The 15,694-nt window shown below is 67.6% G+C and carries 11 protein-coding genes; 5 read left to right on the top strand and 6 right to left on the bottom strand.

Annotated elements, in window-relative coordinates; genetic code table 11:
- Positions 1-3: 3 nt before the first annotated feature.
- The 4 genes from AS031_RS02645 to AS031_RS02630 all read left to right on the top strand — a co-directional run bounded on the left by AS031_RS02645 (position 4) and on the right by AS031_RS02630 (position 5,526).
- A complete protein-coding gene (locus tag AS031_RS02645) occupies positions 4-1,440 on the top strand; it encodes a family 4 glycosyl hydrolase (RefSeq protein WP_058266563.1) in 1,437 nt (478 codons plus the stop codon).
- 95 nt (positions 1,441-1,535) lie between these two features.
- Positions 1,536-2,798, top strand: a complete 1,263-nt coding sequence (gene mshA / locus AS031_RS02640) for a D-inositol-3-phosphate glycosyltransferase (RefSeq protein ID WP_058266562.1) — start codon at positions 1,536-1,538, stop codon at positions 2,796-2,798.
- A 4-nt stretch (positions 2,799-2,802) separates the two neighbouring features.
- Positions 2,803-4,479 carry a formate--tetrahydrofolate ligase gene (locus AS031_RS02635; protein ID WP_058266561.1) on the top strand — a complete coding sequence of 559 codons (1,677 nt, stop codon included), beginning with the start codon at positions 2,803-2,805 and terminating at the stop codon, positions 4,477-4,479.
- A 129-nt stretch (positions 4,480-4,608) separates the two neighbouring features.
- Entirely contained in the window at positions 4,609-5,526 is a 918-nt protein-coding gene (locus AS031_RS02630; RefSeq protein ID WP_058266560.1) for a DUF559 domain-containing protein, read from the top strand.
- 15 nt (positions 5,527-5,541) lie between these two features.
- On the opposite strand, the gene AS031_RS02625 is transcribed toward AS031_RS02630, so the two are convergent.
- The gene (locus tag AS031_RS02625; RefSeq protein ID WP_082641930.1) at positions 5,542-6,093 is read right to left on the bottom strand and encodes a DUF2306 domain-containing protein; all 552 of its coding nucleotides are present in this window, start codon (positions 6,091-6,093) and stop codon (positions 5,542-5,544) included.
- 81 nt (positions 6,094-6,174) lie between these two features.
- On the opposite strand from AS031_RS02625, the gene AS031_RS02620 reads away from it, so the two are divergent.
- Positions 6,175-6,789, top strand: coding sequence for a MerR family transcriptional regulator (locus AS031_RS02620; RefSeq protein ID WP_058266559.1), 615 nt, complete (start codon positions 6,175-6,177; stop codon positions 6,787-6,789).
- Positions 6,790-6,889: 100 nt separating this feature from the next.
- Here the strand turns inward: AS031_RS02620 and AS031_RS02615 are convergent, their stop codons facing one another.
- From AS031_RS02615 to glgX, 5 genes are all read right to left on the bottom strand, one after another.
- Complete coding sequence (locus AS031_RS02615) at positions 6,890-7,975, bottom strand: inositol-3-phosphate synthase (protein WP_058266558.1); 1,086 nt, start codon at positions 7,973-7,975, stop codon at positions 6,890-6,892.
- A 160-nt stretch (positions 7,976-8,135) separates the two neighbouring features.
- Positions 8,136-9,176: an L-glyceraldehyde 3-phosphate reductase gene (gene mgrA / locus AS031_RS02610; RefSeq protein ID WP_058266557.1), complete on the bottom strand. Its 1,041-nt coding sequence runs from the start codon at positions 9,174-9,176 to the stop codon at positions 8,136-8,138.
- 100 nt (positions 9,177-9,276) lie between these two features.
- A complete protein-coding gene (treZ, locus tag AS031_RS02605) occupies positions 9,277-11,046 on the bottom strand; it encodes a malto-oligosyltrehalose trehalohydrolase (protein WP_058266556.1) in 1,770 nt (589 codons plus the stop codon).
- Entirely contained in the window at positions 11,043-13,373 is a 2,331-nt protein-coding gene (gene treY / locus AS031_RS02600; RefSeq protein ID WP_058266555.1) for a malto-oligosyltrehalose synthase, read from the bottom strand. The genes treZ and treY overlap by 4 nt, the downstream gene beginning before the upstream one ends.
- Positions 13,370-15,673, bottom strand: a complete 2,304-nt coding sequence (gene glgX / locus AS031_RS02595; protein ID WP_058266554.1) for a glycogen debranching protein GlgX — start codon at positions 15,671-15,673, stop codon at positions 13,370-13,372. The genes treY and glgX overlap by 4 nt, the downstream gene beginning before the upstream one ends.
- Between the last annotated feature and the right edge of the window lie 21 nt (positions 15,674-15,694).

The raw sequence follows: 15,694 nt of genomic DNA, 5'->3' as shown, positions 1-15,694 counted from the left end.
GCTATGCGGCTTCTGATTGTGGGTGGCGGGGGTTTCCGGGTGCCGCTGATCTACCGGGCACTGGTGTCCGGCCGCTTCGCCGGGCTCGTGTCGGACCTGGTACTGCACGATGTCGACCCCTCCCGCCTCGCGGCCGTCACCGCCGTGCTCCGCAGCATGCCCGCCGGGGCCGGGCGGCCGCTTCCCGTCCACGCCACCACCGACCTTGCCGGCGCGTTGCCGGGCACCGACATGGTGTTCGCCGCCATCCGGCCGGGCGGCACGGCAGGGCGGGTGGCCGACGAAAAAGTGGCACAGCGCCTGGGGCTGCTGGGACAGGAAACCACGGGAGCGGGCGGCATCTCCTATGCGCTGCGGACCATCCCGCACATGGTGCACCTGGCCAGGCTGATGGACCGGCTCTGCCCGTCCGCCCGGCTGATCAACTTCACCAACCCGGCCGGCATGGTCACCGAGGCCCTGGTGCCGGTGCTGGGCAGCAGGGTGGTGGGCATCTGCGACTCGGCAGGTGCCCTGGTGCAGCGTGCAGCGCGGGCCGCCGGAGCCGGCCTGCCGGAAGGAACGCTCGACGGCGTGGGCTACTTCGGGCTGAACCACCTGGGCTGGCTGTACCGGCTGGAGTCCGGCGGACGCGACCTGTTGCCGGGCCTGCTCGCCGACCCCGCGGCCCTGCAGTCCTTTGAGGAAGGCCGGCTGTTTCCACCGGCCTTCCTGGCACACCTGGGCATGCTGCCCAACGAATACCTCTATTACTTCTACCGCAGCGACGACGCCCGGCGGTCCATGAGCACCATGCCGCAGACACGCGGGGAGGACATCCATGGCAGCCAGCAGGAGCTGTATCCGCGGCTGGCCGCCGCCGGCGGGGACGCGTTCCGGCTCTGGGACGCCGCCCGCCGGTCCCGGGAGGAGGGCTACCTGGCCGAGGCCCGGCCTGAAGGGGCGCAGCGGGATGGGGAGGACCTTGCCGGCGGCGGTTACGAGCGCGTGGCCCTGGCTGCAATGCGCGCCCTCGCCGGCATGGGCGCCACGGAGCTGATCCTCAATACGCGGAACACCCGGGCACCTGCTCCCGGCAGACCTGCCGGGCCAGCCATGGCCCAGCCGGCCACGCCCGAAGCCGCGGTCCCGGGACTGCCCGCGGACGCCGTCGTCGAACTTCCGTGCACCGTGACGGCGGACGGCGCCCGGCCGATCCCCCAGCAGCGCCCGCCGGAGCCGCAGCTCCGCCTCCTGCGGCAGGTCAAGGAGGTGGAGCGGCTCACCGTGAGGGCCGCCACCACCGGGGACCGCGCCGCCGCCCTTGCCGCTTTCGCCGGGCATCCGCTGGTGGGGTCCGATGAGGTGGCAGCCAGGCTCCTGGCCGGGTACGAGGAAGCATTTCCGCAACTGCGGCTGATGTGGGGCGCCCAGGACATAACTGCTGACGGGGGCCGCTAAGGAGTAGTGTTTTACCGGATGCGCACCGGTGGGGTACCCGGAGGACCAGTACCTTTTATTGACGCTATTGACGCCGGTGGCCGGAAGGAGGACCCGTGGCACTGATCCGCAGGGTGGCGCTGCTCTCCCTCCACACCTCTCCCATGGAGCAGCCGGGATCCGGCGACGCCGGCGGCATGAACGTCTACATCCGCGAACTCGCCTCCGCGCTGGCTGAGGCCGGCGTGGAAGTGGAAATCTTCACCCGTGCCACCTCGGCCGGGCAGCCCGCCGTCGAACACCCCGATCCGGGCGTCTGCGTCCACAACGTCCTGGCCGGGCCGCCGAAAAAGATCCCCAAGGAAGAGCTGCCGGGACTGCTGCACAGCATGGTGGCCGAAATCGAACAGATCCGGCGCAGGCAACCGCACGGCCGCTACGACGTGATCCATTCGCATTACTGGGTATCCGGGATCGCCGGGCTGGAGCTGTCCGAACTGTGGGGCGTCCCGCTGGTCCACACCATGCACACCATGGCCAAGGTCAAGAACCTGCTGCTGGAATCCGGTGAGCAGCCCGAGCCGCGGCGGCGCGAGGTGGGCGAGCACAGGATCGTGGACGGTGCCGCGCGGCTGATCGCCAACACCAGTTCCGAGGCCGCCGAACTGGTCTCCCATTATGGCGCCACGTACGACCGCATCGACATCGCGCCCCCGGGCGTGGACCTGGCCACGTTCACCCCCGCTTTCCGGCACCGGTCCCGGACGGACCGTGGCATCGCCGACGGCACCTTCCACCTCCTGTTTGCCGGGCGCATCCAGCGGCTCAAGGGCCCACAGGTGCTCGTCAAGGCCGCCGCGCTGCTGCGCCGGCGGCGCCCGGACATCGACCTGCGGGTCACCATTTTGGGCGAGCTGAGCGGCAACAAGGAGTTCAACCTCCGCAGGCTCGTGGCTGAGGCGGAGATGGACGACGTCGTCACGCAGCTTCCGCCGGTCAAGGCACCGGAGCTGGCGGCATGGTTCCGGGCGGCCGACGTCGTGGTGATGCCCTCCTTCAGCGAATCCTTCGGGCTGGTGGCCCTGGAGGCGCAGGCCTGCGGGACGCCCGTGGTGGCAACCCGGGTGGGCGGGCTGTCCCGCGCCATCTTCCACGGCAGGACCGGCCTGCTCGTGGACGGCCACCACGCGGCAGACTGGGCCGGTGCCCTGGAATCCCTCTACGACGATCCCGCCACGCGCGAGGACATGGGACGGGCGGCCGCCATCCGGGCGCAGAACAACGGCTGGGCCCGCACGGCCGCGATCACGCTGGAAAGCTACCACGCCGCCGTCGACCACCACCTTGGCCACCTGGTGCCCGCTGTTCCTGTAACCTGACGCCATGACAGGCGTTCCCAGCGACCTTGAAATAGCCCGGGCGGCACGCATCCGGCCCATTGAGGAGATCGCTGCCGCCGCCGGGGTCAACCCCGGGGCGCTGGAATTCTACGGCCGCTACAAAGCCAAGATCGACCCCGGCCGCCTCGACGCTCCGGCCCCGCACGGCCGGGTGGTGCTCGTTTCCGCTATGTCGCCCACCCCCGCCGGGGAAGGGAAATCGACCACCACCGTGGGGCTGGCGGATTCCTTGGCGAGGGCCGGGCGCAACGTGATGATTGCCTTGCGCGAGCCTTCCCTGGGACCGGTCCTGGGCATGAAGGGCGGGGCCACGGGCGGCGGCTACTCCCAGGTGCTGCCGATGGACGAAATCAACCTGCACTTCACCGGGGACTTCCACGCCATCACGTCGGCGAACAACGCCCTGATGGCGCTGGTGGACAATCACATCTACCAGGGCAACGCCCTGAACATCGACCCGCGCCGGATGACGTTCAAGCGGGTGCTGGACATGAACGACCGGGCGCTGCGCGAGGTGGTGATCGGGCTGGGCGGACCGTCGCAGGGTGTGCCCCGCCAGGATGGCTTCGACATCACGGTGGCGTCCGAAATCATGGCCGTGTTCTGCCTTGCCACGGACCTGGCCGATCTCCGCGCGCGCCTGGGGCGAATCACGTTCGGGTACACGTACAGCCGCGTTCCGGTGACCGTGGCGGACCTGGGCGTGCAGGGGGCGCTGGCGTTGTTGCTCAAGGAGGCCATCAAGCCGAACCTGGTCCAAACCATCGCGGGGACGCCGGCCCTGGTTCACGGCGGCCCGTTCGCCAATATCGCCCACGGCTGCAATTCGCTGATCGCCACCCAGACGGCGCGGCGGCTGGCCGACATCGTTGTGACCGAGGCGGGCTTCGGGGCCGACCTCGGGGCGGAAAAGTTCATGGACATCAAGGCGAGGGTCGGCGGCCTGGCACCGTCCGCCGTCGTGGTGGTCGCCACCGTGCGTGCCTTGAAGATGCAGGGCGGAATGGCCAAGGATGACTTGACCCGGCCCGACCTCGCCGCCCTGGAGGCCGGCGTGGAGAACCTGCGCCGGCACGTCCGGAACGTGGAGAAGTTCGGTGTGGCGCCCGTGGTGGCCATCAACAGGTTCGCCTCCGACTCCGAGGAGGAGCTCGACTGGCTGCTGGCATGGTGCGCTGCCCAGGGCGTGCCTGCCGCGGTGGCGGACGTCTGGGGCCGGGGCGGCGGCGGTGACGGCGGGGATGACCTCGCGGCCTTGGTGCTGCAGGCCCTGGATGTGCCCGGCCGGTTCCGGCACCTGTACCCCCTGGAACTCCCTGTGGAGGACAAGATCAGGACCATCGCCCAGGAAATCTACGGCGCGGACGGGGTGGACTTTTCCGTCCCGGCGCTGAGGCGGCTGGCCGACATCGAACGCAACGGGTGGGGCGGGCTGCCTGTGTGCATGGCCAAGACCCAGTATTCCTTCACGGACGATGCCTCCCGGCTGGGCGCCCCCAAGGGGTTCACTATCCACGTACGTGACCTGCTGCCCAAGACCGGCGCGGGTTTCATCGTGGCCCTGACCGGTGCCGTGATGACCATGCCGGGCCTCCCCGCCGCGCCGGCCGCCCTCCGCATGGACGTGGACCCCGACGGCAATCCGGTAGGCCTCACCTGACACACCCCCGTTAGTTGCCCTATCAGATCGAGTCCCTAAAACCCCTGTTTGGGGACCCTGTCTGATAGGGCAACGAAGGGGTGTGGATAACTTCTGCGGCCTGTTTCCGGACGGGTAAGAATGGTGCCCATGCGCCCCGCCCAGCCGTTGCCGGCCCATCTCGAATCAGTTCCGTTCACGGTCCACGAAGCGAGGGCGGCCAGCCTGAGCAAGGGGCGGCTGCGCTCGTCGGACCTGGCGTCCGCAGGGCGGCTCCTCTATCTGCCGTCGGGTTGGGAATTCGAGCTTCCCGCCTTGGCGCGTGCCTTGTCTGCGGCGACGCCGGGGGCCTGGATATCCCACCTGACGGCTGCGGTGCTGCTGGGGTTGTGGCTGCCCTCATGGTTCCAGGACTGCAGGGAACTGCACCTGAGCAAGCCGAAAAGCCTCCCGCAGGTCCGCCGCGCTGGGGTCACCGGCCACACGGTCCTGGCCTTCGACGACGAAATCATGGACTGGCAGGGCATCCGGCTGTCCACTCCCGCGCGGACCTGGCTGGATCTGGCCAGGCTGGTGCCCCTCGAGGACCTCGTGGCCATCGGGGACCAGCTGGTGCGCCAGCCGCGGCCGGAACTGGAGCAGCGCAGCGAACCGTGGGCCACCTTGCAGGAACTGCGGATGATGATTAGCCGGCACCCAAAAATGCAGGGCATCGTCAAGGCCCGCACCGCCGTCGACATGATCCGCGCAGGCGCGGATTCGGCACCGGAAACGTTCCTGCGGCTGGCCCTCACCGAAGCCGGCCTTCCGGATCCTGAACTGCAAATCCGGGTTGTGCCCGGCGATCTGTACTCCCCTGCCGCGGACTTGGGTTACCGAGAGCAGCGCATCGCCATCCAGTACGACGGCGGCCACCACCTGACGAGGGAGCAGCAGTCCCGGGACAACTACCGGGACGAATATTTCCTGGCGGCCGGCTGGAGATACTTCAAGTTCAACGCCGACGACCTGGCCCAGGATTTCCGATGGGCGGTTCGCCGGGTCCGCGCCGCCCTCCGCGAGTACTGAACCGCACTTGCCCTATCACTTAGGGTTGCCAACCCGGGGTTTTGGGGACTCTATCTGATAGGGCAACGGGAGGGCGGAGCGGCCTTGCGCGCCGCTTCGAATGGGGCCCTTGAGTGTTGCGCCGCGGAGAAGGGACAGGTATACCGCCCCCACAGTGAGCAGCACCAGGAGCACCACGAACAAGGCCGTCCCGGGATCGGCAAGGAGCAGCCTCGGGATACTGCGCCCCGGGACCCCGACGGCAAACCCGAAAGCGATGGCAATGCCCAGGTAGCTCCCCACCATGTTGCCGCGGTGCGCAGGAATGTTCCGGCGGACTGCGCTGACCAGTCCCAGGGTTACCGTGAGGATCGTGAACGCCGACAGCCCGTGCAACCAGGTGAAGTGGCCCTCGGAGACGATCCAGAAGCTGCTGAGGCACACGTAGTACATCGCCGCGACCCACAGATAGCCCATCCTGCGGTGGATGCTGTCCCTCCGCCGTCGGAATATCTGGACCGGCCCGATCGCCAGGACGAAGAGGGCTGCCACCACGTGGCTGACCAGCAAGACATTCCAATGCTCCATGGCTCTAAGATAGTGCCACTATCCAGTTCATGTACATCAAGATAGTCATCGCCCTGACAGCTATCCGGTCGGAGGAACGCCATGCAGCTCAAGGAACTGAGCAACGCGACGGGCACCAGCCCGGCCAGCATCAAGTTCTACCTGAGGGAGGGGCTGCTGCCTCCCGGACAGTCAGTCCACGCCACGCGGGCCAGCTACTCCACGGAGCACGTCAAACGCCTGGAGCTGATCCGCGCGCTCCGGCAGATTATTGGCCTGAATCTCGACCAGATCCGCAGCATTGTGACATTGGCGGACGACGGCGTGCCGCACCTCGCGCTGCTGGCGCAGGTCCAGCGCGTGGTCCTCAAGCTTGAACCCGCCGTAGGCGAGGTGGAGCGCACGGCTGCGGCAGACGCCGTCGTACGCATGCGCGGATGGCCCGATGTGCGAAGCGACGCCCGTGACGCCCTGGACCGGCATGTCGCAGCCATGCAGCACGTCGGCATCGACCTGCCGCTCGAACTCCTGGACCGGTACAGCGGCGCGGTCGATGCGATCGCCGGCCTGGACCTGGAGCTGACCGCGGCGGGCGACGACGTCAATGACATTATCCTGACCGCCGCCGTGGGAATGCATATGCATTCCCAGCTCATGCTCAAGCTCCTGGCCGTTGCCCAGGCAAGCCACGCCATCCGCACCCTCGAAGCCCCCTGAACCCCCGTCGGAAAACCCCTTTAAACGAGCGTTGCCCTATCACTTGGAGTCCCCAAAACAGGGTTTTAGGGACTCCAAGTGATAGGGCAACGGGGAGGGGTTAGCGCTCCAGGTCGCCGCGGATGAAGGCTTCGACCTTCTCGCGGGCGAGGTCGTCGTTGAACTGCTCCGGCGGGGACTTCATGAAGTAGCTGGAAGCCGACAGCAGGGGCCCGCCGATGCCGCGGTCCAGGCCGATCTTGGCGGCGCGGACGGCGTCGATGATCACGCCGGCGGAGTTGGGCGAGTCCCACACTTCGAGCTTGTACTCCAGGGAGACCGGGGCGTCACCGAAGTTGCGGCCCTCGAGGCGGACAAACGCCCACTTGCGGTCGTCGAGCCACTGGACGTAGTCCGACGGGCCGATGTGCACGTCTTTGGCGGCCAGTTCAGCCTCGACGTTGGAGGTGACGGCCTGGGTCTTGGAAATCTTCTTGGACTCGAGGCGGTCCCGCTCGAGCATGTTCTTGAAGTCCATGTTGCCGCCGACGTTCAGCTGGTACGTGCGGTCCAGGGTGACGCCGCGGTCCTCGAACAGCTTGGCCATGACGCGGTGGGTGATGGTGGCACCGATCTGGCTCTTGATGTCGTCACCGACGATCGGCACACCGGCGGCGGTGAACTTGTCCGCCCATTCCTTGGTGCCGGCAATGAACACGGGCAGGGCGTTGACGAACGCGACGCCGGCGTCGATGGCCGCCTGGGCGTAGAACTCGGCGGCCTGCTGCGACCCGACCGGCAGGTAGCAGACCATGACGTCAACCTCGGCGTCCTTGAGGGCCTGGACGACGTCGACCGGCTGCTCAGTGGATTCCTCGATGGTCTCAAGGTAGTAGCGGCCCAGGCCGTCCAGGGTGTGGCCCCGCTGGACGGTGACGCCGGTGGGCGGGACATCGGCGATCTTGATGGTGTTGTTTTCGCTGGCGAGGATGGCGTCGGCGAGGTCAACACCAACCTTCTTGCCGTCGACGTCGAAGGCCGCCACGAACTGGACGTCGCCCACATGGTACTGGCCGAACTCGACGTGCATGAGGCCCGGGATGGTGGACTGGGGGTCGGCGTCCTTGTAGTAGTGGACGCCCTGGACCAGCGACGCGGCGCAGTTGCCAACGCCAACGATTGCAACACGGATCGGATGTGAAGACACGGAACTCCTTAGGACAAACGTCAGCCGGCCTGATGGTGCGTCGGAAAGAGTGCGACGGCGACCGGCTGGAACAGCGCCGCGCGGCGCCTACTCATAGTACCCAACACAGCGGGACCGGCCGTTGTTCCGCCGGTCCCGCCGCGTAAGAAAACCGGAAGCCTCAGACTGTCTGCTTCCACAGGTTGATGTCCGATTCCACCGCGAATTCGTCGATGGCGGTCAGTTCCCCGGCGCTGAACTCCAGGTTGTTGATGGCGGACAGCGTGTCCTCCAGCTGGCGGACGCTGGAAGCGCCAATCAGCGCGGACGTGACCGGCGACCCCTTGGGCTGGTTGCGCAGGATCCAGGCCACGGCCATCTGGGCCAGGGACTGGCCGCGGCCCTGGGCGATGGCGTTCAGCCCGCGGATCCTTTCCAGTTTCTCGTCCGTGATGGCGTCCTCGGACAGGAAACGGGCCTTGGCGGCCCGGGAGTCCGCGGGGATGCCGTTGAGGTAGCGGTCCGTGAGCATCCCCTGGGCCAGCGGGGAGAAGGCGATGGACCCGGCCCCCACCTGGTCGAGGGCCTCGTACAGGTTGGGGGTGCCGTTCTCGGTCCAGCGGTTCAACATGGAGTAGCTGGGCTGGTGGATGAGCAGCGGCGTGCCGAGTTCCTTGAGGATCCGGGCGGCCTCGAGGGTCTGCTCCGGGGTGTAGGACGAAATGCCGGCGTAGAGCGCCTTGCCGGAGCGGACGGCATAGTCCAGGGCGCCCATGGTCTCCTCCAGCGGCGTCTCCGGGTCCGGCCGGTGGCTGTAGAAGATGTCCACGTAGTCGAGTCCCATGCGCTGCAGCGACTGGTCCAGGCTGGAGATGAGGTACTTGCGTGAACCCCATTCGCCGTAGGGGCCGGGCCACATGTAGTAGCCGGCCTTGGTGGAGATGACCAGCTCGTCGCGGTAGGGCCTGAAGTCGTCCTTGAGGTGCCGGCCGAAGTTGGTTTCCGCTGATCCGTCCGGCGGGCCGTAGTTGTTGGCGAGGTCGAAGTGGTTCACGCCCAGGTCGAACGCCCGGCGAAGGATGGCACGCTGTTCGTCGAAGCGCTTGTCGTCACCGAAGTTGTGCCACAGACCCAGCGAAATGGCGGGCAGCTTCAGTCCGCTGCGGCCAACACGGCGGTAGGGCATGGTTTCGTAGCGGTTTTCCGCTGCTGCATAGGTCATGGGGTCCATCCTGCCAGCTGTGACCCGCGCTACAGGCGGGCAGGGAAAAGTTACGCCGCGGGCTGACAATGCCAGTCCGCGGCGTAACGCTCCGAACCCGTTAGGACTTCACCACCGCGGCGCTCCACGGCGCCAGGGTCAGCGCGCCGCCGTCCAGCCCGGTGGCGTCGTCCGTGGCCAGCAGCACCGCACCGGACACATCCTCCAGCCGGACCTTGGCGTCCGCGAAGTTCACCAGCACCTCCATCGAACCGCGGCGGAAGCGCAGCCAGCGGGCGTCGTCGTCGAACGCCACGTCCGTCTCCCCGAAGCCGGCGCCGGCCAGCTCCGGGTGGGCGCGGCGCAGGGCGGTCAGCGACCTGTAGAGCTCCAGCAGACGGGCGTGGTCACCCTGGGCGGCCTCGTCCCAGTCCAGCTTGGACCGGCGGAATGTCTCCGGATCCTGGGGGTCGGGCACGACGGCGGGATCCCACCCCATGCGCTCGAATTCCTTGATCCGGCCTTCCGCAGTCGCCTTGCCGAGCTCCGGTTCGGGGTGGGAGGTGAAGAACTGCCACGGCGTGGTGGCACCGTACTCCTCCCCCATGAACAGCATGGGCGTGAACGGCGAGGTGAGGGTCAGCACCGCGGCCACGGCCAGCTGCCCGTGGGACAGGGACTGTGCCAGGCGGTCCCCGGTGGCCCGGTTGCCGATCTGGTCGTGGTTCTGGTTGCAGACCACCAGCGCCGCCGGATGCGCCAGGGAGGCGTTAATGGGCCGGCCGTGGTGCCGGCCACGGAAGCTGGAGTAGCTGCCGTCGTGGTAGAAACCGTCCTTCAACACCTTGGCCAGCACGGCGAGCGACTCGAAGTCGGAGTAGTACCCGGTGGTCTCACCGCTGACGTTGACGTGGACGGCGTGGTGGAAGTCGTCGCTCCACTGTCCGTCCAGGCCGTATCCGTTGGCGTCCCGCGGGTAGATCAGCCGCGGATTGTTCAGGTCGGATTCGGCGATGAGCGTCTTGGGCAGCCCGGTTTCGGCCGACACGGCATCGCCGAGTGCGCCGAATTCCTCGAGGATGTGCACGGCCCTTTCGTCCCGCAGGGCGTGCACGGCATCGAGCCGCAGCCCGTCCACATGGTAGTCGCGCAGCCACAGCGCCAGGTTTTCCAGGATGTACTCGCGGACCACGTCGGAGCCCGGGCCGTCCAGGTTGACCGAATCGCCCCACGTATTGGCGTCGCCCTGTTTCAGGTACGGGCCGAACTTTGGCAGGTAGTTCCCGCTGGGTCCGAGGTGGTTGTACACCACATCCTGGATGACGCCCACGCCGGCGGCATGGGCGGCGTCCACGAAGCGCTGGTAGGCCGCCGGGCCGCCGTACCCTTCCTGGACGGCGTACCACTGGACGCCGTCGTAGCCCCAGTTGTGGGTGCCGTTGAACCCGTTGACCGGCAGCAGCTCGATGAAATCGACGCCGAGGTCAACCAGGTAGTCCAGTTTGGTGGCTGCCGCGTCCAGTGTCCCTTCGGGGGTGAAGGTTCCCACGTGGAGTTCGTAGATGACCGCGCCTTGGAGTTCCTTGCCCTTCCAGCCGGAGTCCTGCCAGCTGTGGGCTGCGGGGTCGAAGGTGCGGGACAGTTCATGGACCCCGGACGGGAGCCGCCGGGAACGGGGGTCCGGCAGCGGGTGGCTGTCGCCGTCGAGCAGGTAGCCGTAGTCCACCTCCCCGCTGGCCGGCGCACCGGGGGCCGTCCACCAGCCCTCGCTCCCCGGGGCGGTCTCCTTTTGCTCCATCGGGTACTGGCGGCCGTCCGCCACCAGGATCACCGAGGAAGCTTCAGGCGCCCACACATCGAAGCGTTCGGGTCCGTTGTTGACCAGGGTCATGAGTTTCCTCCATCCGCCGGGACGAGCAGGGCCACCGGGTAGGTACCCAGGAGGTCGGACACCAAAACGCTGCCGGGCCCGTGGGCGGCGCCGGTGAGTTCGTCGCGCATGGCGGCGGGAAGGACGACGGCGGTATCGCGCCAGCCGCCGTCGGCTTCCAGTCCGGCGGGGAGCCGGGTGGCCAGGGTGAGGGCTCCCGGGGTGCCGTCGGCGACGCCGCGGGAGAAGGCAAGCAGGTGCCCTGCCGCCGCACCAGTGGCGGTGACCGGGATGTAGCCCCGGAACAGCTCAGGGCGGTCCCGGCGCAACCGCAGGGCGCGGGACGCGGCAAGGAGCTTGCTGGCCTCGGTGCCCGCGGCGGGCAACGTCCCGGCGTCGATCTTTGCCAGCTCCGCCTCCCGGGCCGCGAAGTCCACGGGACGACGGTTGTCCGGATCCGTCAGGGACCGTTCCCAGAATTCGCTGCCCTGGTACACGTCGGGCACGCCGGGCATGGTCAGCTGGACGAGCTTGGCGGACAGGGAGTTGGACGCCGCGAACGCATCGATCCGGGCCACGAAGTCTTCCACTACCCGCGCGACGCCGGCGTCGTCGAACACGGCATCCACGGCGGCCTTGACCTTGGACTCGAAGTCCTCGTCCGGGTCCGTCCACTTGGTGGAGTTCCCGGCTTCCCGCGCCGCCTTTTCCGCATAGCCCTGCAGCCGTTCCCGGCTGGCCGGCCAGGCGCCGATGATGGCCTGCCAGAGCAGGTTCTCGTAGGGGCCGTCCGGGATGGGGGCCAGCTTCCGGAGGGTGTCCAGGGTGGCGGCCCACTCCCCCGGCACTTCGGCTATCACGGAGATGCGTGCCCGGGCGTCCTCGCTGCGCTTGGTGTCGTGGGTGGACATGGTGGTCATGGACAGCGGCAGTTCATCCTGGCGCCGGCGCATCCGCCGGTGGAACTCCTCCGGGGACACGGCGAACTCGGTGGGTTCGGCGCCTACCTCCGTCAGCGTGCCCAGCCGGGTGTACCGGTAGAACGCGGTGTCCTCCACACCCTTGGCCATGACCATGCCGGAGGTCTGCTGGAACCGGACTGCAATCGGGTTGGCGGGATCCAGCAGCAGGGGCAGCAGCGTGCCCACGGCTACGGCCAGGTCCGGCCGGTGTTCGGCGGCGGACTCGCAGGCCTCCTTGAGGACATCGGCACCGGTGGGCAGGTAGGTCCGGTAGACGGGGAAGGACGCGATGATTTCGGCAACAGCATCGGCCGCCTGTTCCAGCTCCAGCCCGTGGGACTCCGGCACCAGGCGGGCCAGGCGAAGGACCTCCGAGCGCAGGATGCCGTCCGCAATCATGCGTTTGGTCCCGCGGATCATCTCCGCGTAATCAGCCGGCTGGGGCGTCCCGCGCAGGTCGGCGTCCAGCGCATCCAGGCCCGCCTGGCCGGCGGGGTCCACGAACGCCCGGTCCACGTCCGCGAGCGCGTCGTATCCGGTGGTGCCTTCGCAGGCGAAGTCGCCGGGGAGCACCTCCCCTGGTTCCAGGATTTTTTCCACCAGGACGTAGGCGCCGCCCGTGAGGTCCTTGAGCCAGCGCAGGTAGCCGGCGGGGTCTGCCAGACCGTCCGGATGGTCCACGCGCAGGCCGTCCACCAGGCCGTCGGTGAACCAGCGGCCAACCTCGGCGTGCGCCTCTTCGAAGACCTGGGGATCTTCCACCCGGATGCCGGCCAGGGTGGTCACCGCGAAGAAACGCCGGTAGTTCAGTTCGGCGTCAGCCCGCCGCCAGTCCATCAACTGGTAGTGCTGGCGGCTGTGGACCTCCTGCGGTGAATCGCCGTCGGACCAGGTGCCGTCGGCCACCGGGAAGCGGTGGTCGTAGTAGCGGAGTTCGCCGTCCTTGAGTTCCAGTTTGTCCAGGTCGGCGTCGGAGCCGAGCATCGGGAGCCGGACCTTGCCGCCGCCCAGGTCCCAGTCGACGTCGAACGCGTCAGCGTACGGGGACTGGCGGCCTTCCTTGAGCAGGGACCACCACCACGGGTTCTGCACCGGGGTGGCGACGCCCACGTGGTTGGGGACAATGTCCACCAGCACACCCATGCCATGGTCGCGGGCCGCCTTGGACAGGGCGAGCAGCCCTTCGGGTCCGCCACGTTCGGGGTCGACGGCAGAGGGGTCGGTCACGTCGTAGCCGTGGTCCGAGCCCTGCTCAGCGGTCAGGATGGGCGAGAGGTAAACCCAGTCGACGCCCAGGGACTTCAGGTACGGGACTGTGTCCGCGGCGTCGAACAGGGTGAAACCCTTGCGGATCTGCAGGCGGTACGTGGAGGCCGGGGTCCTCATTCCGCGGCGTCCTTCCCGGCGGGCTCCTTGCCGGCGGACGTTCCGTCGGCGGATTCCTTGTCGGCGCCGGTTGCTTTCGCCTCGCTCTCGGCAGCCGCCTGGGTCTGGGCTTCCACCATCTCCTCCTGGGCTTCTTCATGCTCCGCCATGGACGCCAATGACGCCGCTGCGGAGAGGTCCACCTCGGTCTCGGGGCCGGAGTAAGCGCGCAGGACCACCATGGACTTGGCCTCGAGGGTCAGGGTGGCGCCTGCCTTCAGCGGCTCGTAAGCGTCTGCCTGGGCGGCGGTGTCGATCAGGACTTCCCAGTACTGGGAGTATTCGTCGGTGGGCAGCAGGAAGTCCACGTCGTCGTCGTGGGCGTTGAAGGCCATCAGGAAGCTGTCGTCGGTGATCCGGCGGCCGCGCGAGTCCTGTTCCTGGATACCGTCGCCGTTGTAGAAGACGCCGATGGTCCGGCCGAAGCCGCTTCCCCAGTCCTCGGGCAGCATTTCGGTGCCGTCGGTCTTGAGCCAGACGATGTCCGGCAGCTTTTCGCCCTCGCCGCGGCGCACCGGGCGGCCGTCGAAGAAGCGGCTACGGCGGAAGGTGGGGTGGTCGTGCCGGAGCTTGCTGACGAAGGCGGTGAATTCGATCAGCGGCTGGTCCATGGCTTCCCAGTGGATCCAGCTGAGCTCGGAGTCCTGGCAGTAGGTGTTGTTGTTGCCCTGCTGGGTGCGGCCCAGTTCGTCGCCGTGCAGCACCATGGGCACGCCCTGGGACAGGAGCAGCGTGGCGAGGAAGTTCCGCTGCTGGCGGGCACGCAGCACCAGTACCTTTTCGTCGTCGGTATCACCTTCGACCCCGCAGTTCCAGGACCGGTTGTGGGATTCGCCGTCGTTGTTGCCTTCGCCGTTGGCCTCGTTGTGCTTCTCGTTGTAGGACACCAGGTCCCGCATGGTGAAGCCATCGTGGGCGGTGACGAAGTTGATCGATGCCACCGGGCGGCGCGCCGAGCTTTCGTAGAGGTCCGCGGAACCGGTCAGGCGCGAGGCGAACTCGCCCAGGGTGGAGGGCTCGCCCCGCCAGAAGTCACGGACGGTGTCGCGGTACTTGCCGTTCCATTCGGTCCACTGCGGCGGGAAGTTGCCCACCTGGTAGCCGCCGGGGCCAACGTCCCAGGGTTCGGCGATCAGCTTCACCTGGGACACGATCGGGTCCTGCTGGATGAGTTCGAAGAAGGTGGAGAGCTTGTCCACATCGTAGAACTCGCGGGCCAGGGTGGAGGCGAGGTCGAAGCGGAAACCGTCCACGTGCATCTCGGTGACCCAGTAGCGCAGGGAGTCCATCAGCAGCTGCAGGGAGTGCGGGTGGCGGACGTTCAGCGAGTTGCCGGTGCCGGTGTAGTCCATGTAGTGCTTCAGGTCGCCGTCCACCAGCCGGTAGTAGGCCTGGTTGTCGATGCCCTTGAAGGACAGGGTGGGCCCCAGGTGGTTGCCTTCGGCGGTGTGGTTGTAGACGACATCGAGGATGACCTCGATGCCTGCCCGGTGCAGGTCCCGGACCATCGCCTTGAACTCCTGGACCTGCTGGCCCGTCTCGCCGGTGGAGCTGTAGGTGTTCTGCGGGGCGAAGAACCCGATGGTGTTGTAGCCCCAGTAGTTGTTGAGGCCCTTCTCCTGCAGGGTTCCGTCATTGACGAACTGGTGGACCGGCATGAGCTCGATGGCGGTGACGCCGAGCTTCTTGAGGTGCTCGATGACGGCGGGGTGGGCCACGCCGGCGTAGGTGCCGCGCTGCTCTTCGGGGATTTCCGGGTGCAGCTCGGTCAGGCCCTTGACGTGGGCTTCGTAGATGACCGACTGGTGGTACGGGATCCGGAGTTGGCGGTCGCCGTCCCATTCGAAGAACGGGTTGATGACCACGCCGTGCATGGTGTGGGCGGCGGAATCGGCGTCGTTGCGGGACTCGGGGTCGCCGAACTCGTAGGAGAAGAGCGCGGGGTCCCAGTCGATTTCACCCTGGATCGCCTTGGCGTAGGGGTCCATCAGGAGTTTGTTGGCGTTGAAGCGGCTGCCGTTGTTCGGCTCGTAAGGGCCGTGGACGCGGTAGCCGTACTTCTGGCCGGGCTGGATCTGCGGCAGGTAGCAGTGCCAGACGTAGCCGTCCACTTCGGTGAGTTCGATCCGTGTTTCTGTCAGGTCGTCAGCCAGGAGGCAGAGTTCGACCCGTTCGGCCTGTTCGCTGAACAGTGCGAAATTGGTGCCGGTGCCGTCAAAGGTAGCTCCCAGCGGGTAGGCAGTTCCAGGCCAGACTTCCATCGTGCTCCTCATTGTTGGTCA

The organism is Pseudarthrobacter enclensis, assembly GCF_001457025.1.
In the GTDB taxonomy this organism is placed as follows: domain Bacteria; phylum Actinomycetota; class Actinomycetes; order Actinomycetales; family Micrococcaceae; genus Arthrobacter; species Arthrobacter enclensis.
Note: the sequence above shows the minus strand (reverse complement) of the source record. Positions and strands in the feature narration are given on the sequence as shown.

Bases quoted from the DNA above. Each gene is read 5' to 3' on its own strand.
- AS031_RS02645 (WP_058266563.1), top strand. From the start codon at position 4: ATGCGGCTTCTGATTGTGGGTGGCGGGGGTTTCCGGGTGCCGCTGATC.
- AS031_RS02635 (WP_058266561.1), top strand. From the start codon at position 2,803: ATGACAGGCGTTCCCAGCGACCTTGAAATAGCCCGGGCGGCACGCATC.
- AS031_RS02630 (WP_058266560.1), top strand. From the start codon at position 4,609: ATGCGCCCCGCCCAGCCGTTGCCGGCCCATCTCGAATCAGTTCCGTTC.
- AS031_RS02625 (WP_082641930.1), bottom strand. From the start codon at position 6,093: ATGGAGCATTGGAATGTCTTGCTGGTCAGCCACGTGGTGGCAGCCCTC.
- AS031_RS02620 (WP_058266559.1), top strand. From the start codon at position 6,175: ATGCAGCTCAAGGAACTGAGCAACGCGACGGGCACCAGCCCGGCCAGC.
- mgrA (WP_058266557.1), bottom strand. From the start codon at position 9,176: ATGACCTATGCAGCAGCGGAAAACCGCTACGAAACCATGCCCTACCGC.
- treZ (WP_058266556.1), bottom strand. From the start codon at position 11,046: ATGACCCTGGTCAACAACGGACCCGAACGCTTCGATGTGTGGGCGCCT.
- treY (WP_058266555.1), bottom strand. From the start codon at position 13,373: ATGAGGACCCCGGCCTCCACGTACCGCCTGCAGATCCGCAAGGGTTTC.
- glgX (WP_058266554.1), bottom strand. From the start codon at position 15,673: ATGGAAGTCTGGCCTGGAACTGCCTACCCGCTGGGAGCTACCTTTGAC.